The organism is Geodermatophilus sp. SYSU D00525 (genome assembly GCF_054050475.1).
In genome coordinates, this window is record NZ_JBJGZK010000015.1 from 53,371 (window position 1) to 71,493 (window position 18,123).

General features: G+C 75.5%; 20 protein-coding genes, 1 other RNA gene and 1 riboswitch. Of the genes, 18 read left to right on the forward strand and 3 right to left on the reverse strand.

Annotation, left to right across the window (positions count from 1 at the left end):
- Nucleotides 1-23: 23 nt before the first annotated feature.
- Complete coding sequence (locus tag ACI796_RS14255) at nt 24-1,976, reverse strand: FUSC family protein (RefSeq protein ID WP_456941883.1); 1,953 nt, start codon at nt 1,974-1,976, stop codon at nt 24-26.
- Between the two features lie 316 nt (nt 1,977-2,292).
- On the opposite strand from ACI796_RS14255, the gene ACI796_RS14260 reads away from it, so the two are divergent.
- From ACI796_RS14260 to nadA, 8 genes are all read left to right on the forward strand, one after another.
- Complete coding sequence (locus ACI796_RS14260; protein WP_456941884.1) at nt 2,293-2,706, forward strand: DUF2867 domain-containing protein; 414 nt, start codon at nt 2,293-2,295, stop codon at nt 2,704-2,706.
- Nucleotides 2,707-2,722: 16 nt separating this feature from the next.
- Entirely contained in the window at nt 2,723-3,571 is an 849-nt protein-coding gene (locus ACI796_RS14265; RefSeq protein WP_456941885.1) for a Nif3-like dinuclear metal center hexameric protein, read from the forward strand.
- 16 nt (nt 3,572-3,587) lie between these two features.
- Nucleotides 3,588-3,872, forward strand: a complete 285-nt coding sequence (locus tag ACI796_RS14270; RefSeq protein ID WP_456941886.1) for a DUF3311 domain-containing protein — start codon at nt 3,588-3,590, stop codon at nt 3,870-3,872.
- A gap of 3 nt (nt 3,873-3,875) precedes the next feature.
- Nucleotides 3,876-5,531 (forward strand): monocarboxylate uptake permease MctP, encoded by a 1,656-nt coding sequence (gene mctP / locus ACI796_RS14275; protein WP_456941887.1) that lies wholly within the window; start codon nt 3,876-3,878, stop codon nt 5,529-5,531.
- Between the two features lie 9 nt (nt 5,532-5,540).
- Complete coding sequence (locus ACI796_RS14280) at nt 5,541-6,281, forward strand: zinc ribbon domain-containing protein (RefSeq protein WP_456941888.1); 741 nt, start codon at nt 5,541-5,543, stop codon at nt 6,279-6,281.
- The gene (locus tag ACI796_RS14285) at nt 6,278-7,372 is read left to right on the forward strand and encodes a bifunctional RNase H/acid phosphatase (RefSeq protein ID WP_456941889.1); all 1,095 of its coding nucleotides are present in this window, start codon (nt 6,278-6,280) and stop codon (nt 7,370-7,372) included. The genes ACI796_RS14280 and ACI796_RS14285 overlap by 4 nt, the downstream gene beginning before the upstream one ends.
- A gap of 190 nt (nt 7,373-7,562) precedes the next feature.
- Nucleotides 7,563-8,153, forward strand: a complete 591-nt coding sequence (locus ACI796_RS14290; protein WP_456941890.1) for a dihydrofolate reductase family protein — start codon at nt 7,563-7,565, stop codon at nt 8,151-8,153.
- A 111-nt stretch (nt 8,154-8,264) separates the two neighbouring features.
- Entirely contained in the window at nt 8,265-9,296 is a 1,032-nt protein-coding gene (nadA, locus tag ACI796_RS14295) for a quinolinate synthase NadA (protein WP_456941891.1), read from the forward strand.
- A gap of 3 nt (nt 9,297-9,299) precedes the next feature.
- On the opposite strand, the gene ACI796_RS14300 is transcribed toward nadA, so the two are convergent.
- Complete coding sequence (locus ACI796_RS14300; RefSeq protein WP_456941892.1) at nt 9,300-10,052, reverse strand: sulfite exporter TauE/SafE family protein; 753 nt, start codon at nt 10,050-10,052, stop codon at nt 9,300-9,302.
- A gap of 24 nt (nt 10,053-10,076) precedes the next feature.
- On the opposite strand from ACI796_RS14300, the gene ACI796_RS14305 reads away from it, so the two are divergent.
- Entirely contained in the window at nt 10,077-10,475 is a 399-nt protein-coding gene (locus ACI796_RS14305; RefSeq protein WP_456941893.1) for a DoxX family protein, read from the forward strand.
- A gap of 18 nt (nt 10,476-10,493) precedes the next feature.
- Entirely contained in the window at nt 10,494-11,213 is a 720-nt protein-coding gene (locus ACI796_RS14310; RefSeq protein ID WP_456941894.1) for a PIG-L deacetylase family protein, read from the forward strand.
- A gap of 46 nt (nt 11,214-11,259) precedes the next feature.
- Here the strand turns inward: ACI796_RS14310 and ACI796_RS14315 are convergent, their stop codons facing one another.
- Nucleotides 11,260-11,847 (reverse strand): hypothetical protein, encoded by a 588-nt coding sequence (locus ACI796_RS14315; protein WP_456941895.1) that lies wholly within the window; start codon nt 11,845-11,847, stop codon nt 11,260-11,262.
- Between the two features lie 258 nt (nt 11,848-12,105).
- Nucleotides 12,106-12,265: riboswitch (cyclic di-AMP (ydaO/yuaA leader) on the reverse strand.
- A 125-nt stretch (nt 12,266-12,390) separates the two neighbouring features.
- Between ACI796_RS14315 and rnpB the strand changes: the two genes are divergently transcribed.
- From rnpB to ACI796_RS14355, 8 genes are all read left to right on the forward strand, one after another.
- Nucleotides 12,391-12,802, forward strand: an RNA gene (gene rnpB, locus ACI796_RS14320) — RNase P RNA component class A.
- Between the two features lie 204 nt (nt 12,803-13,006).
- Nucleotides 13,007-13,570 carry a dihydrofolate reductase family protein gene (locus ACI796_RS14325; RefSeq protein ID WP_456941896.1) on the forward strand — a complete coding sequence of 188 codons (564 nt, stop codon included), beginning with the start codon at nt 13,007-13,009 and terminating at the stop codon, nt 13,568-13,570.
- Between the two features lie 242 nt (nt 13,571-13,812).
- Nucleotides 13,813-14,178 (forward strand): YciI family protein, encoded by a 366-nt coding sequence (locus tag ACI796_RS14330; RefSeq protein WP_456941897.1) that lies wholly within the window; start codon nt 13,813-13,815, stop codon nt 14,176-14,178.
- A gap of 109 nt (nt 14,179-14,287) precedes the next feature.
- A complete protein-coding gene (locus ACI796_RS14335) occupies nt 14,288-14,905 on the forward strand; it encodes a dihydrofolate reductase family protein (RefSeq protein ID WP_456941898.1) in 618 nt (205 codons plus the stop codon).
- A 177-nt stretch (nt 14,906-15,082) separates the two neighbouring features.
- The gene (locus ACI796_RS14340) at nt 15,083-15,514 is read left to right on the forward strand and encodes a hypothetical protein (protein WP_456941899.1); all 432 of its coding nucleotides are present in this window, start codon (nt 15,083-15,085) and stop codon (nt 15,512-15,514) included.
- A gap of 99 nt (nt 15,515-15,613) precedes the next feature.
- Nucleotides 15,614-16,186, forward strand: a complete 573-nt coding sequence (locus tag ACI796_RS14345; RefSeq protein ID WP_456941900.1) for a dihydrofolate reductase family protein — start codon at nt 15,614-15,616, stop codon at nt 16,184-16,186.
- A gap of 146 nt (nt 16,187-16,332) precedes the next feature.
- Entirely contained in the window at nt 16,333-17,199 is an 867-nt protein-coding gene (locus ACI796_RS14350; protein ID WP_456941901.1) for a LuxR C-terminal-related transcriptional regulator, read from the forward strand.
- 61 nt (nt 17,200-17,260) lie between these two features.
- Nucleotides 17,261-18,121: a class II fructose-bisphosphate aldolase gene (locus ACI796_RS14355; protein ID WP_456941902.1), complete on the forward strand. Its 861-nt coding sequence runs from the start codon at nt 17,261-17,263 to the stop codon at nt 18,119-18,121.
- Nucleotides 18,122-18,123 lie beyond the last annotated feature (2 nt).

Here is an 18,123-nt window from a genome sequence, read left to right on the forward strand (position 1 = left end):
GTCCCGTGGGGATCGGCGGGGGCTCAGCTCCCGGGCGCCGCCGTCTCCGGGCGGCGGCCCGGCGCGGCGTCGCGGACCATCCGGCGGGCGGCGTCGACCTCGCGGGCGACCGGGGCGAGGACGCCGTCGGCGTGGATCTCGGCGTCGTCGGGCACCCGGTGCGCGCGGACGTCGTCCTCCAGCTCGCGCAGCGCCCGCCGCAGCACCGCGACCTGCGCCGGGTCGGGCCCGGGCTCCCCGCCGCGGACGGCGATGACCGCCTCGGTGACGGCGTCGGCGGTCCGCTCCAGCTGCACGATGACCGGCCACCAGGCCGCGGCGCGGGTGCTGATGGGCGGCGGCTCGGCCAGCCGGCGCTGCAGCTGGGTGTGCAGCTCGGTGAGCGCCCGGTAGGTCGCGCGGCGGGCGCGGCGGCGCGCGACGGGGTCCTCGCCGAAGGCGGCGCCGACGAAGGCGTCGAGGGCCAGCGCGGCCGCGCGCAGGGCGTCCTCCAGCGGCGCCCGCCAGGTCTGCGGCCACAGCAGGTAGCCCGCGACCAGCACGATCGCGCAGCCGATGAGGGTGTCCACCAGCCGGGCGCCGACCAGCTCCGGCCCGCCGGGGACGGCGAGGTCGAGCAGCAGGATGATCACCGGCGTCTGGAAGACGGAGAACAGGCCGAAGTTGGCGCCGCGCGCCCAGGGCAGCAGGCCGGCGGCGACGGCCATGGCGACCACCACCCAGCCGTCGCGGGGCAGCACCGACAGCAGCAGCGAGCCGATGAGGACGCCGAGCAGCGTGCCCGCGCCGCGCTGCACCGCTCGGGTGAACACCGAGCCGTAGTCGGGCTTGAGCACGATCGCGACGGTGAGCAGCACCCAGTAGGGCCGCTCGATGGGCAGCAGCTGGCGGGCGACCTCCGCGATGGTCATGCACAGCGTCAGCCGGAGGGCGAACTCGCGGGTGTCGGTGCTGCCGAGGGTGCGGTCGGCGAGGTCGCGCAGCCGGTCCCGCCAGGGCGGCCGGGGCGGGGTGACGGCGGCCCCCGCGCGCTCCTCGGGGTCGCCGACGACGGCCCACGCCAGCCGCACGCCGTGGCGCACCGCGCGGCGCACGGCGGGCCCGTCGTCGAGGGCGGGTGGGCGCTCGGCGGGCAGCTCGCGGCTGCCGGAGACGGCGGCGGCGAGGGCGTGCACCGCCGTCACGTCGTGCGGGTCGGCGTGCACCCCGGCGCGGGCGGCGGCGACCGCGGCCTCCACCAGCGGGGCGGCGGCGTTGAGCACCCCGGCCAGCTCCGACAGCTGCCGGTTGCGGCCGGCGGCGAGGCTGCGGGTGCGGATGACCCGGTCGTAGGCGGCGTTGAGCGCGGTGGTGAGCTCGCGGCGGGCGTCGTCGGTGCCCTCGGTGCCGACGGCGGTGAGCAGCCCGGCGATCCGGGTGAACACCGCGGCGACGGCGCTGCGGTCGGGGTCGCTGGGCTCGGTCGCGGCCTGCACCAGCGTGGCCAGCGTCGCCCAGGCCGCGCCGGCGGCGAAGAACGCCACCTCGGCCGCCTGGGGCAGCGGCGTGACCAACCCGGAAGCCAGCGCGGTGTAGACCAGCAGCTGCAGCGCGCCCAGCGACATCGCCGAGTTGACGGCGCTGATCACCGCGGCAGCCACCGACAGCACCGCCACGACCACCACCGGCCACACGCCGCCGCCGGCGGCGAACTGCCCGGCGACCAGGCCGACCGCGCCGAGGCCGACCGCGGCGGCGGTGCGGCGCAGCCGGTCGCGCAGCGGGCCGCCCTGCGGGGCGAGGGTGGCCGCGAGCGCGCCGGTGGTGGCGAAGACGCCGGCGCCCAGCGCCGTCTGCCCGCCGACGGCCAGGGCCACCGCCAGCGGCGCGGGCACGACGACGGCGAAGCGGACGACGTCGCGCCAGGGCACCGGTGGGGGAGTGGTGCGGAGCAGCTCCTCGAGCCACGCCGGTGCGCGCAGCGACCTGTCCGCCACGCCCCGCAGCCTCTCACCCGGTGCACGCGGCGGTGCGGACGACGAGGGGCTCCGGCCGGACGCCGGCCCCGCGGTCCGGCAGCGCGTCGGCACCGGCGGGGCACGGCACGTGGCGACGCGGCGGCAGGGCAGCGCGGCGGACCCCGACGGTCGCGGACGTCCTCGTCCGCCCGGACTCCTGTGCGCCACGGTGGCCGGAGCCGTCCCCCGCCTACGGAGGCCCACCGTGGACATCCACGCCCGACCCGGTGACGAACGCCCCGTCCGGAGCGGTCCCCGGGGCCTGCGTGGCCACCCGGCCACCCGGGTCCGCCCGGTGCTCGCACCGCCCGGCCTGGTCGCGGCCGCGGGCCTGGCCGCCCCGGACGCGACCGACGCCTTCACCGTGCCGCTGCCGGCCGGGTCCCCGGTCGACGCCCGCGAGTGGTGGGCGCTGGTCGGCCCGGCCGCGGACCGGTCGTCGGCGCGCGCGCCGGCCGGGCGGCGCACCCCGTGGACGGTCCGCGCGGCGACGGCGGACACGGTGGTCGCCGGCGGCGGGGACCGGCACCTGGACCTGCGGCTGGTGCTGCACGTGCGGCCGGTCGCCGGGTGGCACGAGCTGGTGGCGGTGACCGTCGCGCAGCGGTACGACGCGCTCGGCCGGGCCCGGCTCGCGCTGACGCGGCCCTTCCGCCGCCGGTTCCTGCCCGAGGTGCTGCGGCGGCTGACCGCGCGGCCGGGGGTCTGACCTAGGGTCGGCGCCCGTGACCGCCACCCTGGGCGAGGTCGTCGCCGCGCTGGAGGCCCGCTACGACCCGGCGCTCGCGGAGGGCTGGGACGCCGTCGGCCTGGTCTGCGGGGACCCCGCCGAGCCGGTGGAGCGGGTGCTGGTCGCCGTCGACCCGGTGGCCGCCGTCGTCGACGAGGCGCTCGAGCTCGGCGCCGGGCTGCTGGTCACCCACCACCCGCTGTTCCTCACCCCGGTGCACGGCGTCCCCGCCGACGACCCGAAGGGGCGGCTGGTGCACCGGCTGGTGCGCGCCGGTTGCGGGCTGTTCGTCGCGCACACCAACGCCGACCGCGCCCCCGACGCCGGCGTCAACGACGCGCTGGCCGCCGTCCTCGGGCTGACCGGCACCCGCCCGCTGCAGCCGGTCGCACCGGGCTCCCGCGCCGGGCTCGGCCGGGTGGGGGAGCTGGCGCAGCCGACGACGCTGGCCGGGTTCGCCGCGCACGCCGCGGCCGTCCTGCCGGAGACCGCGGGCGGGGTCCGCGCGGCCGGGGACCCGGACCGGCCGGTGCGCACCGTCGCCGTCTGCGGGGGCAGCGGCGGCTCGCTGCTGCCCGAGGCGACGGCGGCCGGCGCCGACGTCCTCCTCACCAGCGACCTGCGGCACCACCCGGTCTCCGAGTCCGGGGAGGCGGCAGGACCGGCCTTGTGTGACGTGGCACACTTCGCGTCCGAGTGGCCCTGGGTGCCCGTGGTCGCCGACGTGCTGGCCACGGACCTGTCCGGCAGGGTCGAGGCGGTCGCCTCCCGGCGCCGCACCGACCCGTGGACGGTGCACCGGGACCGGACGGCAGGAGGGGACCCGGCCCGCACGGCCGGCTGAGACGGGGAGGGGCGCCGTGGCCACCGCCGAACGACCGCCGACGGGGGGTGCGGTCCCCCGGAGGAGCGACCGCAGCCCCTGGAACTGGCTGCTGCTGGTCCCGATCGTGGTGCCGCTGCTGGTGCCGCTGTACAACCGCGTCGAGCCGACCCTGTTCGGCTGGCCGTTCTTCTACTGGCTGCAGCTGCTGTTCGTCGGGCTGGGCGTGCTGACCACCGTGGTCGTCTACCGCGCCACCCGGCGCAGCCCGGCGGAGCAGGCCGCCGCCCGTGCCGCCATCGAGCGGGACAGGAAGCGCTGAGCCGTGGACGGGGTCAACGTCGTCGAGCTGACGATCGTCGTCGTCCTGTTCCTGGTCGTCACGGTGATGGGGTTCGTCGCGTCGCGCTGGCGGCGGGCGGAGAGCCTCATGCACCTGGACGAGTGGGGGCTGGGCGGGCGCAGCTTCGGCACCTGGATCACCTGGTTCCTGCTGGGCGGTGACCTGTACACCGCCTACACCTTCGTCGCGGTCCCCGCGCTGATGTTCGGCGCCGGGGCGGCCGGGTTCTTCGCCGTCCCGTACACGGTCGTGATCTACCCGCTGGTCTTCCTGGTCGTCATCCGGCTGTGGTCGGTCAGCCACGTGCGCGGGTTCGTGACGCCGGCCGACTTCGTGCGCTCCCGGTTCGACTCCCCGACGATGGCTCTGCTGGTGGCCCTCACCGGGATCGTCGCGACGATGCCCTACATCGCCCTCCAGCTGGTCGGCATCGAGGCGATCCTCAAGGCGATGGGCGTCGAGGGCGAGCTGCCGCTCATCGTCGCGTTCGTGATCCTGGCGCTCTACACGTACAACTCCGGGCTGCGGGCACCGGCGCTGATCGCCTTCGTCAAGGACACGTTGATCTACCTGACGATCATCGTGGCGGTCATCGTCATCCCGTCGAAGCTCGGCGGGTGGGACGCGATCTTCGGGGCCGCGGAGGAGAAGTTCTCCGCCGGCACGGGGGCGGGGCTGCTCCTCCCGGCGAGCGGCCAGCTCGGCTACGCCACCCTGGCGCTGGGCTCGGCGCTGGCGCTGTTCCTCTACCCGCACTCGATCACCGGGCTGCTGGCGGCCAGCAACCGCGACGTGCTCAAGCGCAACATGAGCGCGCTGCCGGTCTACAGCCTGGCACTGGGCTTCATCGCGCTGCTGGGCTTCATGGCGATCGCGGCCGGCGTGACGCCGATCGGCGAGGACGGCAACACGGTCGTCCCGGTGCTGTTCCAGGAGATGTTCCCGAGCTGGTTCGCCGGCATCGCCTTCGCCGCCATCGGCATCGGCGCGCTGGTGCCGGCGGCGATCATGTCGATCGCCGCGGCGAACCTGTTCACCCGCAACATCTACAAGGAGTTCCTCAAGAAGGACGCGACCCCGCGGCAGGAGGCGCAGGTCGCGAAGGTGACCTCACTGGTGGTGAAGGTCGGCGCGGTCGCGGCCATCCTGTTCATCGACCCGCAGTTCTCCATCGACCTGCAGCTCATCGGTGGCGTGATCATCCTGCAGACGCTGCCGTCGGTGGCGCTGGGCCTCTACACCCGGTGGATGCACCGCGGCGGGCTGATCGCCGGCTGGGTCGCCGGCATGGCCGCCGGCCTGCTGATGCTCTACAACACCCCGCGGCTCGGACCGAACCAGGAGGTCGTCCGCGAGCACTTCGGCGGGTCGTCGTTCGCGTTGTCGAAGCTCGGCCTGGACACCACCTACACCGTCTACACCGGCCTGCTCGCGCTGCTGGTCAACCTGCTGGTCACCGTGCTGGTGACGGTGGCGCTGCGCGCGGCCAAGGTGGACGACGGCGTCGACGGCACGGCGGAGAGCGACTACACCGCCGAGCGGGAGGACCCGACCTTCCGCGACCTGCCCGACCCGCTGGAGTCCGCGCCGCCCGGCGCGGGTCGCGGCGCGACGGGGGAGGCCAGCGGGCGCAGGTAGGTTGAGTGGGTGAAGGCCGACCACTTCGAGCAGCAGAAGCTGCTGGCCCTGGCCGACGAGGACGTCGCGCTCACCCAGCTCGCCCACCGGAAGCGCACGCTGCCGGAGGTCGCCGCGGTCGAGGCCGCCGCGGAGTCCGAGCGGACCTTCGCCGAGGCCGAGGTCCGCGCGGAGACCGAGGTGCGCGACCTCGACCGCGAGCAGAAGCGGCTCGAGGCCGACGTCGACACCGTCCGGCAGCGGGCCGACCGCGACCGGTCGCGGATCGACTCCGGCGCGGCGACGCCGAAGGAGATCACCTCGCTGCAGTCGGAGCTGCAGTCGCTCGCGCGGCGGCAGTCCGACCTGGAGGACCAGGTGCTCGAGCTCATGGAGCGCCGGGAGACCGCGGACGCCGCGCTGGCCGACGCGCAGTCCGGCCGCGCCTCCGCCGTCGCCGACCGGGAGCGGGCCGAGCAGCTGCGCGACGACGCCCTCGCCGACATCGCCGACTCCACCGCCCGGCACGAGGCGCGGCGCGCGGAGGTCGCCGGTGGCCTCTCCGCCCCGCTGCTGGCGCTCTACGACCGCATCCGCACCCAGACCGGCACCACGGGCGCGGCGATGCTCAAGGCCCGGCAGTGCCAGGGCTGCCGCATCGAGCTGTTCGGCAAGGAGCTGGCCGCCGTCCGCAACGCCGACCCCCACGAGGTGGTCCGCTGCGAGAACTGCGGCCGGATCCTCGTGCGCACCGGCGAGTCGGGCCTGTGAACCGCAAGCTGGTCGTCGAGGCGGACGGCGGCTCGCGGGGCAACCCGGGCCCGGCCGGCTACGGCGCGCTGGTCCGCGACGCCGCCACCGGGCGGGTGCTCGCCGAGCGCGCGGCGTCGGTGGGCCGGGCGACGAACAACGTCGCCGAGTACGGCGGGCTGGTGGCCGGGCTGCAGGCGGCGCTGGACCTCGATGCGAGCGCCGACGTCGAGGTGCGGATGGACTCCAAGCTCGTCGTCGAGCAGATGTCGGGCCGCTGGAAGATCAAGCACCCGGACATGCAGAAGCTCGCCGTCCAGGCCCGCGACATCGCCCGGCAGCTGGGGAGCGTCCGCTACACGTGGGTGCCGCGCGCGCAGAACGGCGCCGCCGACGCCCTGGCCAACAGCGCGATGGACGGCCGGCCGGTGCACCGCGACGCCGCCGCCGAGCCGTCGGTGGCCGGGGACGACGTCCAGCCGGCCGCCGAGCCCGCCCCCGTCGTCACCACGGTGACGCACCTGCTCCGCCACGGGCGCACCGAGCACACCCCCGAGCGCCGGTACAGCGGCCGCAACGAGCTGCCGCTGTCGGCCACCGGGCGGGCGGAGGCGGAGGCGGCCGCCGTCCGGGCGAAGGAGCTGGGCATCGAGGTCGTGGTCGCCTCGCCGCTGCGCCGCACCCGGGAGACCGCGGAGGTCGTGGCCGGCGCGCTGGGCCTGCCGGTGGAGATCGACGACGACCTGGTCGAGCTCGACTTCGGCGACCTCGAGGGGCTCACCGCCACCGAGGCGCAGCGGCGGCACCCGCTGGCCGCCCGACGGTTCACGGCCGACGTGACGGTGGCCGCGCCGGGAGGCGAGTCGGTGGCCGACGTGTCGCGGCGGGTGGCCCGGGCGAGGAAGCGGCTGCTCGAGCGGCACGCCGGGAGGACGGTGCTCGTGGTCAGCCACGTGACGCCGATCAAGCTGCTGCTGGCCGCGGGCCTCGGCACCGGCGACGAGGTGGTGCACCGGGTCTTCCTGGAGGCGGCGTCGCTGTCGACGGTGGCGTGGAGCTCCGACGGCCGCACCTCGGTCCGCCTGGTGAACGACACCGCCCACCTGCGCTGAGGCGCCGTCCCGTCGAGATCCCGTGATCTCGACGTCGCAGGGGCCTCTAGACGCCGAGATCACGGGATCTCGGCAGGGGAGCCTGCGCCGGCGGGTCACTGAGCCCGTCGTCAACCGATGAGTTGACGACCGCCCGCCGGTCTCCCCTCCAGGCGGCTCCACCCCGGAGCCGGGACCGAGGAGGTGCGCCATGGGGCGGGTGGTGCTGTTCGCGGCGGTGTCGCTGGACGGGTACGTCGGGCGGGACGACGACATGCCGGGGCCGCTGTTCGACTGGTACGCGAACGGCGACGTCGAGATGACCTTCAGCGACCCGGACCGGCCCTTCCACGTGACGGCGGAGACGGCGGAGTTCCTCACCGACATGGCCACCCGGGTGGGCGTCATGGTGTGCGGGCGCCGGCTGTTCGACATCACCGACGGCTGGGGCGGCGTGCCCCCGAACGGCGAGCACGTCGTCGTGGTCACCCACCGGCCGGCCGACGACTGGCCGCACCGGGGCACCGCGCCGTTCACCTTCGCGCCCGACGTGCCGGCCGCGATCGAGCGGGCGAGGGAGCTCGCCGGCGACCGGGACGTCACGGTGAGCGCCGGGGACGTCGGCGGGCAGGCGCTGCGGGCCGGCCTGGTCGACCGGGTGGTGCTGGCGCTGGTCCCGGTGGTCCTGGGCTCGGGCCGGCCGTACTTCGGCGCCGGCGGCCCGCCGGAGATCCCGTTCGAGGACCCGGTAGTGGTGCAGGGCAGGCGGGTGACCCACCTGCTCTACGACGTGCGGCGCTGACGTCGTCGGGACGGGAAGCGGGCCCGGGGGTCCGGCGTTGTACCGGACACCCCGCCGCCGCCCGCCGCGGCGCTCCGGGGACGATGAGCCCCCCGCACCCCGAGGAGCCCCGTGACCGCGACCATCGCGCCCGCCACCACCACCGTCGCCGGCGACGAGCGCACCCTGTCTCCCGCCGAGTACGAGAGCTGGGCGGCGGAGGTCCGCCGGCTCGCCGACGAGCGCGGTGCGGTGGTGCTCGCGCACAACTACCAGGTGCCCGAGATCCAGGACGTCGCCCACTTCACCGGTGACTCGCTCTACCTGTCGCGGGTCGCGGCGCAGACCGACGCCCGCGAGATCGTCTTCTGCGGCGTCCACTTCATGGCCGAGACGGCGAAGATCCTCTCGCCGGACAAGACGGTGCTGCTGCCCGACCACGCCGCCGGCTGCTCCCTGGCCGACTCGATCACCGCGGAGCAGCTGCGCGAGTGGAAGGCCGAGCACCCCGGCGCCGTCGTCGTCAGCTACGTGAACACCACCGCCGCGGTGAAGGCGGAGACCGACATCTGCTGCACGTCGTCGAACGCCGCCGACGTCATCCGCTCCATCCCCGAGGACCGCGAGATCCTGTTCTGTCCCGACCAGTTCCTCGGCGCGCACGTCAAGCGCGTGACCGGGCGTCAGGACATCCACGTCTGGGCGGGGGAGTGCCACGTGCACGCGGGCATCAGCCCGGCCGACGTCCGCGCGCAGGTCGCCGCGCACCCGGACGCCGAGATCCTCGTGCACCCCGAGTGCGGCTGCACCACCTCGGTCCTCGACCTGGTCAGCCACGGCGACCTGCCCGCCGACCGCACCCGCGTGCTGTCCACCGGCGGCATGGTCGAGGCCGCCGCGCGGACCTCGTCGGGCCAGGTGCTGGTGGCCACCGAGGTCGGCATCCTGCACCAGCTGCGGGCGCTCAACAGCGGGACGGCGTTCATCCCGATGAACAGCCGCGCGGCCTGCCGCTACATGAAGATGATCACCCCGGCCAAGCTGCTGCACACGCTGCGCACCGGCGAGGGCGCGGTCGACGTCGACCCGGAGACCGCCGCCCGCGCCCGCCGCGCCGTCGAGGCGATGATCGCCATCGGCGAGCCCGGCCGCGGCGGTGAGTGACGCTCAGATCCGCGTGAAGAGGTAGACCGACACCGCGACGCCGAAGACGACGATCAGCACCCGCAGCGGCGTCGCGGGGATGCGGCTGGCGACCCGGGCGCCGAGGAACCCGCCGACCAGGCTGGCCGGCGCCGCGACGGCGACCACCTGCCAGGCGACCGGCCCGAAGACGCCGAACACGACCAGCGTGACCGTCGCCGTCACCGCGGACAGCGCGGACTTGAGCGCGTTGGCCAGCGGCAGCCGGTGCAGCGCCGTCCCGAGGACCCCGACGAGGATGACGCCGAGCGCGCCGCCGAAGTAGCCGCCGTAGACGGTGGCGAGGAACAGCGCGAGGTACAGCCACCACGGGTCGCGGGCGGCGCCGTCGTCGCGGTCGCGCAGCCGGCGGGTGAGCAGCGGCTGCACCGCCAGCAGCAGGCTGGCCAGCAGCACGAGCACGGGTACGACGACGTCGAAGGCCTCGCTCGGGGTGGTCAGCAGCAGCACGCTGCCGGCGACGCCGCCCAGCGCGGAGACGGCGCCCAGCCGGACCAGCCGCCCGCGCTGGCCGGCGTACTCGCGGCGGAACCCGGCCATCCCGCCGAGGTAGCCGGGCCACTGCGCGACCGAGTTGGTGACGTTGGCCGCCACCGTCCCCAGGCCCAGCCCGACCAGGGTGGGGAAGAGGATCAGCGACCCGCCGCCGGCGATCGAGTTGACCGCTCCCGCGCCCAGGGCCACCGCGGCCGCGATCAGGAGGTCGGCGGCCGTCACGGAGCGCCAGCCTACGGTCGGCGCATGCGACCCCCGGCCCCGGCGACCTGGCTGGCCGCCGCCCTCGGCGGCTCCGGCGTGCTGCACCTCGTGCGGCCGCGGACGTTCGAGTGGCTGGTCCCGCCCGAGCTCGGCGACGCCCGCGCCTGGGTGCTCGGCAGCGGGGTCGCCGAGGTCGGCACCGCGGCACTGCTGGCCGCGCCGGCGAGCCGCCGGGCCGGGGGATGGGCCGCGGCCGTGCTGCTGGCCGCGTTCGTGCCGGCCCACCTGCACCACTTCCGGGTGGCGCGCGGGCGGCCTGCGCTGGTGGCCGCGGCGGCGGTCCGGCTGCCGCTGCAGGCGCCGATGATCGCCGCAGCGCTGCGCGTGGCCCGGGGACACCGGGGCGTCAGCGGCCGCGCCCCCGGCCGACGCCGGCGCTGAGCCCGGCAGACTGCCCGCATGGCGGAGGCGTTCCCCGAGGACTGGCAGCGCGCCCTGGTCGTCGTCGCCCACCCCGACGACGTGGAGTACGGCTGCGCGGCCGCCGTCGCGGCGTGGACGGCGGCCGGGCGCGACGTCCGGTACGTGATGGCCACCAGCGGTGAGGCCGGCATCGCCGGGCTGCCGCCGGAGGCCGCCGGGCCGCTGCGCGAGCGCGAGCAGCGGGCCGCGGCGGCGGTGGTCGGCGTGTCGGTGGTCGAGTTCCTCGGCCACCCCGACGGCCGGCTGACCGAGGGGCTGGACCTGCGGCGGGCGATCGCGGCGGCGATCCGGCGTCACCGGCCCGACCTCGTGGTGACGCTGCACTTCGGCGACACGTGGACGCCGCCCGGCTCCGCGCTCGGCTACTGGAACAGCGCCGACCACCGGGTGCTGGGCCGGGCGGTGGTCGACGCCGTCGGCGACGCGGCCAACGAGTGGATCTTCGCCGAGCTCGCCGACCCGGAACCGTGGCGCGGGGTGCGCTGGACCGCCGTCTCCACGCCGGTGGGGGTCACGCACACCGTCGACGTGACCGACGTCGTCGACCGGGCGGTGGCCTCGCTGGCCGAGCACCGCCGCTACCTGGAGGCGCTGTCGGCCGACCCGGTCGAGGAGCAGGCACGGCGACAGGTCGACATGGCGACCCCGGTCGTCGACGGCCGGCGGGTGGCCGGCTTCGCGTTGTACGCCGGCTGACGCCGGACGCGGCCCCGGGGAGCTCCCGGGGCCGCGTCCGGGGCGGTCAGGGGTTGAAGCTCACGTGGACGTGGTCCATGTGGTTGGCCGTGGGGGACCCGCGGTCCTCCATCGCCCGCCAGCCGCCGCTCCCGATCACGAGGATCCGCTGCCTCCAGATGACGTAGTCGACGCCGAGGCGCGAGGCGTTGTCGACGACGTACTGGGCGACGGCGTTCCCCTTGGCGGAGTCGGCGTAGACCATGAAGTCCGCGGCGAGCTGCTGGGTGGGGGAGTGCCCGGGGCGGGTCAGCACGGTGGACACCCCGAACCGCTGCGCGACCTCGGCGACGACCGGGCGGACGTGCGCCGCCCAGGCGCTGTAGGAGGTCGAGGAGGCGGTCGGCCTGCCCGTGAGGTTCGTGGACACCGCGGCGGCGGGGGCCGCGGCCGGTGCGGCGGGGGCCGCGGCCGGTGCGGCGGGGGCCGCGGGCGCCGCGGCTCCTCCCCGGTCCTGGGACCAGCTGTCCGACCGGTCGCGGCGGGGACCGTCCCAGTCGGCCTGGGCCGCCGACTGGCCGGTGAGCCCGAAGGCGACGGCGAGGGCGCCGGCGGTGAGGGTGCGGCGGATCGTGCGCTTGCTGCTGGAGGGCATGACGAGGAGAGCTCCTGACGTCGGTGTCGCGCGGCGCCGTCCGTGGCTCGGCGGTCACCCGTCGCGTGAGGGGGACCTGCGGGACGGGCCGGCGCGCGGCCGGGCGGCGGGCGACTGCTGGAGGGCAGGCCGACGCCAGGGCGGTCGGTTCCGGTCCGTGGAGGGCGGCGACCGGCGGAGGTGGGCGGGTCGCGGCGCTCGTCGCAGGGGGCGGGGCACGCCGGGGCAGGCGCCGTCGGCGCACCCCGTGGTGGTTCTCCGTTCTCCCGTGGCCGCCTACCGGGTCAGCTGACGGGTTCGGGCGGGGATCTGCGCCCTACCCCCTCCCGGGGCTCGGGAGGTGGGACTCACCCCGGTGGTGCGGTGGGTCCCCGGCTCGCGGCCACCCGCGGTGGCCGTGACTCGGCGGCACCCGGCTCGGCTCCCCCGGTGGAGGACGTGACGACCGGCCGGACGCAGCCACCGTAGGAGCGTCCGCCGGGGCCCGCAGCGCGGACTGATGAGTTCCGCTGAGAGGGTCCGTAGACTGGTCGGCACGACGGACGAGTCGGCCGGGCGGTCGCGTCGGCGGGGGAGACCCCGCCGCCGAGGAACGTCCGGGCTCCACAGGGCAGGGTGGTCGCTAACGGCGACCCGGGGTGACCCGCGGGACAGTGCCACAGAGAACAGACCGCCAGCAGTTCGCTGCTGGTGAGGGTGAAACGGTGGTGTAAGAGACCACCAGCGCACCGGGTGACCGGTGCGGCTCGGTAAACCCCACCCGGAGCAAGGTCGAGAAGGGGCGGCGGCTGGGCGACCGGACGCCGTCCTGCGCAGGCGTTCGAGGGCTGCCCGCCCGAGCCTGCGGGTGGACCGCTCGAGCCCGCCGGCAACGGCGGGCCTAGATGGATGACCGCCCATCGGGAGGCCGCGAGGCGCCCGAGGACAGAACCCGGCGTACAGGCCGACTCGTCCGTCGCCCGCCGCCGACCTGGACCCGTGCGTCCAGGGGGCGACAGGGAGTGCACGTCACGCCACCGAGCCAGGCGCGGCGCGCCGCGGGTCGTGAGACGGCCGCGGGGACGCCGTGCGGCGGCCGGCCCTCGGTGTGGCCTGACCGATCAGTTCCCCGCGCCGTGCTGGTCTGTACGCCGAACCGACTCACGGGAGGCATGACGCCATGCGGAAACTGGCCTTCGGCATGAACGCGAGCCTGGACGGCTACATCGCCGCGCCCGGTGACGACCTCGGCTGGAGCGTGCCGAGCGACGAGCTGTTCCAGTGGTGGTCCGACCGGGTGGGGGCGACGGGCCTGGCGCTGTACGGGCGCAGGTTGTGGGAGGGGATGAGTTCCCACTGGCCCACCGCCGACCAGCAGCCCGGCGTCACACCGGCGCAGATCGAGTTCGCCCGCCGCTGGCGGGACATGCCGAAGGTGGTGTTCTCCTCCACGATCAGCGCGGTCGACGGGAACGCCCGCCTGGTCACCGGCGACGCCGTCTCCGAGATCGCCCGACTCAAGACCGAGGACGGCGGTCCCATGGACGTCGGCGGCGCCACCCTCGCCGCGGCGGCCATGCGGGCCGGGCTGGTCGACGAGTACGCGATCGTCACCCACCCGGTCCTGGTGGGCGGGGGCACGCCGTTCTTCACGGCGCTGGACAACTGGGTGGACCTGACCCTGGTCGAGACCCGGACGTTCCCCGACGGCGTGCTCCTGACCAGGTACGAGACCAGGCACTGAGGCGCGACGGTCCCTGGAGCCGCCCCCAGGGGCACGTGGCAGGCAGCGGTCGACGCTCCCCGCCGACCCGCGCACGACCGGGTCGACGGCGTCCGGTCGTCCGGATCCGGTGTCAGGTGGCTGTCGGTGTGCCCGCGACCCGACCCTCACCGGCGGGACCCGACCGATGAGTCGCCGCAGCGACCGGGGTCCTCTCTCGTGGGGGCGGCCGGACGGGCCGCGGCGACGACCCGGGAGGACCCGTGACGCAGTACCTGCTGTCCATGCCGCACGACTCGGCCGAGGAACCGACGATGGCGTCGATGGACCCCGCCGAGCTGGAGGCCGCCCTGGCGGCGGCCGGCGCCTTCCTGGAGGAGCTGGTGGCCTCCGGCGCGCTGGTCTTCGCCGGTGGGCTGCACCCGCCGTCGACCGCGGTCACCGTCGACCACACCGGGGACGACCTCGCCGTCGCCGACGGGCCGTACACGCAGGCGCCGGAGTACCTCGGTGGCTTCTGGGTCGTCGAGGCGCCGGACCGGGAGACCGCCGTCTCCTGGGCCGCGAAGGCGTCCAGGGCGCTCGGCGCACGGATCGAGGTCCGCGCCTTCCAGGAGGTACCGGCGTAGGGGGCGCTCTGCCGTGTCGCCCGGGGCGGCTCCCGACGGACGGGACCGATGAGATCGTCCGCGTCCGCCGGTCCCGGCTCCCGGACCGGGGCGAGGACCAGGAGGACGGATGCGGAAGATCGTCGTGCACATGATGCTGTCGCTGGACGGTTTCTTCGAGGGGCCGGACCACGACCTGAGCTGGCACTGCGTCGACGACGAGCTGCACGCGCACTTCAACGAGCAGCTCGCGACCCAGAGCGCCTTCATCGAGGGGCGGGTCACCTACGAGCTCATGGAGGCGTTCTGGCCGACCGCCGACCAGGACCCGGAGAACCCAGCGGTCGTGCGTGAGTTCGCCGGCATCTGGCGAGCGGTGCCGAAGATCGTGTTCTCCCGCACCCTGCAGGAGGTCGGGCCCAACGCCTCGCTGCGGGCGGAGGTGGACCCCGACGAGATCCGCGCACTCGAGCAGCAGCCCGGCGGGGACATGACGCTCGGCGGGGCCGACCTGGTCGAGACCTTCCGCCGGCTGGACCTGGTCGACCAGTACCGGCTCTACGTCAACCCGGTCGTCGTCGGCCGCGGGCGACGGCTGTTCGAGACCTCCGACGACCCCACCGACCTGGAGCTCCTGGAGACCCGGCGGTTCGGCAACGGTGTGGTCCTGCTGCGCTACGCCGTCCGACGGGCCCAGGACCCGTCTCCCCGGGTCGTCGGAGCCGGAGCAGGATCGGCGCGGGGATGACCGCGACCCACGGCTGATCTCGGCTGCGCTCTCCCCTGGTCGAGGCCGGGAGGTGCCGGCAGCGTCCCGGGGGCGTCCACCGCGGTCCGGATGCGGCCATCCGGCTGGAGCAGCTGCGAGGACCCGCCGATGTGGTACCCGGGTGCCCGTGCGGGTCCGGCGGAGGGAGCGAGGCGCGTGGTGAGGTGGGTCCCGGCGGCGGCCGGTGCGGTCGTGGGGGCGGCCGTGGGTGGGCTGGCCGTGTACCTCGGGAGCGACGGATTCCTCTACGGCGGCCGCGAGCACGTGGACCTGGGGAGCTGGGTCCGGGCCGAGAACCCCTGGACGGAGTCCGTGGTGCCCGGAGCGCGGTGGGCCACGGACGAGCTGTGCGGCGCCGACCTCCCGTGCATCCAGGCGGTGCGGGCCGAGACGTTGACGATGTACCGCTTCGCGGACCGCGAGGACGCGGTGGCCACGGCCCGCGCGTTCGCCGGGGAGGCCCACCTCTCCGGGTGGATCGTCGTCCGCTTCGAACCCGGGGGTCTCACGGCAGCGGAGCGCAGGGAGTTCGCCGCCACCCTCGACTGCGTCAACGTCGGCGTCGCCGAGGGCGGGCTCGAGTGCTGACCGCCCGCGGCGGGGGCCGCACCCGGACCGGCGCGATGATTTCCGGCGCGGTCCGCGGTCCCTCCTGACAGCCGCTCGACCACATCCCCGGAGGGCCCCGTGACCGCCACCTACACCTTCGACGTCTTCTCCAGCCTCGACGGCTTCGGCTCCTACGGCGAGGACGGCGACTGGGGCGGCTACTGGGGCAAGGAGGGCCCGGAGTTCCTCGACCACCGCCTCGCGCAGTACCGCGCGGACCAGCGGCTGGTCCTCGGAGCGGCCACCTTCCGCGAGTTCGTGCAGTTCCTGGACCCGGCCCAGGTCACCGACCCGCTCAACACCCGGATGCGGACCATGCCGACGACGGTCGTGTCGACGACGCTGCAGGCTCCCCTCGACTGGCCCGACGCGACCCTGGAGCACGGGGACGCCGTCGACGTCGTCGCCCGGCTCAAGGAGGAGTCCGCGGTGCCGCTGCGCTCGCACGGCAGCCTGGCGATGAACCGGGCGCTCATGGCCGCGGGTCTGGTCGACCGCGTCCAGGTGACGGTCTTCCCCGTGATCACCGGGAGGACGGGCACGGCGCCGGTCTTCGGGGGTGCGGCCGACTTCGACCTCGAGCTGCTCGGGAGCCGGACGTTCGACGGCCGCATCCAGGAGCTCGTCTACCGGCCCACGCTGCACCGCTGACCCCGCCGGTCGGTCCGCGGTCCGGCAACTCGTTGTCCGGTCCTGCCCCGGCCAGTACCGTCGCCCCTCCGTGGTGGGGCGTCCTCCGCGCGAGGACCCACCCGCGTCACCGTCCACGACGGCGCAGGCGCACGGAGGTCCGGGACATGGGCGTCGACCCCCTGGCACCGCCGCACGAGGGGGCGGTCCGGCTGCTGCCGGTGCGGCCGGTCGCCGACCTCTACGGCGAGCGGAGCGTCCCCTCCCTCCTGCGCCGGCTCCTGGTGCTCACCGGCGACCTGCTGGGCACGGTGGCCGGCAGCATCTCGATCGTCGACGCGGCCGAGGGGCAGTACACGAAGGTCGCCGAGATCGGCGTCCCGTGCCAGCTGGGCTGCCGCTTCCCCCTGGCCGAGGGGGTGACCGGCCGGGCCGTCGCCCGCCGCCGGCCAGTGGTGGTCGACGAGTACGCCGCGCTCGGCACCGGCCACCTCCCGCCCGGCCACCCGGCCGCCCACGGGACCGCGGTGGCCGTGCCGCTGTGGTGGCGCGGGGAGGTCGTCGGGGTGAACGTCGCCTTCGCCGGCCAACCGCGCCGCCTGACGGCCGAGGAGGTGGACGCGGTCGAGCAGCTCACCCAGGTGGCCGTCCCCGCGCTGGTGCGCGCGGCAGCGAGCGACCCGCTGCTGGACCGCCTCCTCCGGCGGGAGCACGCGGCGGACCACGTCCCGCCGTCCGCCGTCCCCGGGGTGCCGGCCCGGGCGACCGTCGAGGCCTGCCCGCTGACCCGGCGCGAGCAGCAGGTGCTCGGCCTGCTCGCGATCGGGCTGAGCGACCGCGAGGTGGCGGCCCGGCTGGTGATCTCCCCCAAGACGGTGCACAAGCACGTCGGGGCGGTGCTCCGGAAGAGCGGCACCGCGAGCCGGACGGCCGCCGTCGTCCGGGCGCTGCAGCGCGGCTGGCTCCCGCCGGACGGGAGCCGGGCGGGAGATGGGCAACCTTCCCCATACGGGGGCCGCCGCCGCGCACCTTGAATGGGGCCAGCCCAGCACAGCGGCCGCCGCTGCTGGAGCCACGGCAGCGGAGGTGGTCGTCGTGCCCGTGGTCCCCCTCAAGGAGATCGTCGACCGCGCCTTCACCGAGGGGTACGGCGTCGCGGCGTTCAACGTCCTCAACGACCTCACGATCGAGGCGATCGTGCAGGCGGCGGCGGAGGAACGCGCCCCGGTGATCCTCCAGACGTCGGTGAAGACCGTGCGGGCCTACGGCCGCGACCCGCTCATGGGGATCCTGCAGTCCCTGACCCACGACGCCCCGGTCCCGGTGAGCATCCACCTCGACCACTGCCCGTACCGCGACGTCATCTCCGACTGCCTGGCCGGCGGCTGGAACTCGGTGCTGTTCGACGCGCACGAGCTCGACGTCGCCGACAACCTCGAGCAGACGATCGAGGTCGTCGCCGAGGCCCGGCGGTTCGGCGCGCACGTCGAGGGCGAGATCGAGGGCATCGAGGGCGTCGAGGACGACGTCGGCTCGGACGAGGCGTCGACCCTGCACCGCCTCGACGTCGCCGTCGACTTCATCAAGCGGACCGGCGTGGACGTCTTCGCCCCGGCGATCGGCAACGCGCACGGCCAGTACCGGGCGGCGCCGCGGCTGGACCACCAGCGGGTCAGCGACCTGGTCGAGGCCACCGGGGTGCCGATGGCGCTGCACGGCGGCACGGGCCTGTCCGACGACCAGTTCCGCGACCTGATCTCCCGGGGCTGCGCGAAGGTCAACATCTCCACCGCGATCAAGGAGTCCTTCATGCGGTCGGGCCTCGAGCACCTGGAGCAGGCCCGGGTGGAGGACAGGTGGGACCCGCCCACGCTGTTCGCCCACCAGAAGGCCGCCGTCGTCGACACGGCCCGCCGGCACATCGCGCTGTTCGGCGGCTCGGGGCGGGCCTGGTGAGG

Bases quoted from the DNA above. Each gene is read 5' to 3' on its own strand.
- ACI796_RS14290 (WP_456941890.1), top strand. From the start codon at position 7,563: ATGGGGCGGGTGGTGCTGTTCGCGGCGGTGTCGCTGGACGGGTACGTC.
- ACI796_RS14305 (WP_456941893.1), top strand. From the start codon at position 10,077: ATGCGACCCCCGGCCCCGGCGACCTGGCTGGCCGCCGCCCTCGGCGGC.
- ACI796_RS14310 (WP_456941894.1), top strand. From the start codon at position 10,494: ATGGCGGAGGCGTTCCCCGAGGACTGGCAGCGCGCCCTGGTCGTCGTC.
- ACI796_RS14315 (WP_456941895.1), bottom strand. From the start codon at position 11,847: ATGCCCTCCAGCAGCAAGCGCACGATCCGCCGCACCCTCACCGCCGGC.
- ACI796_RS14325 (WP_456941896.1), top strand. From the start codon at position 13,007: ATGCGGAAACTGGCCTTCGGCATGAACGCGAGCCTGGACGGCTACATC.
- ACI796_RS14335 (WP_456941898.1), top strand. From the start codon at position 14,288: ATGCGGAAGATCGTCGTGCACATGATGCTGTCGCTGGACGGTTTCTTC.
- ACI796_RS14350 (WP_456941901.1), top strand. From the start codon at position 16,333: ATGGGCGTCGACCCCCTGGCACCGCCGCACGAGGGGGCGGTCCGGCTG.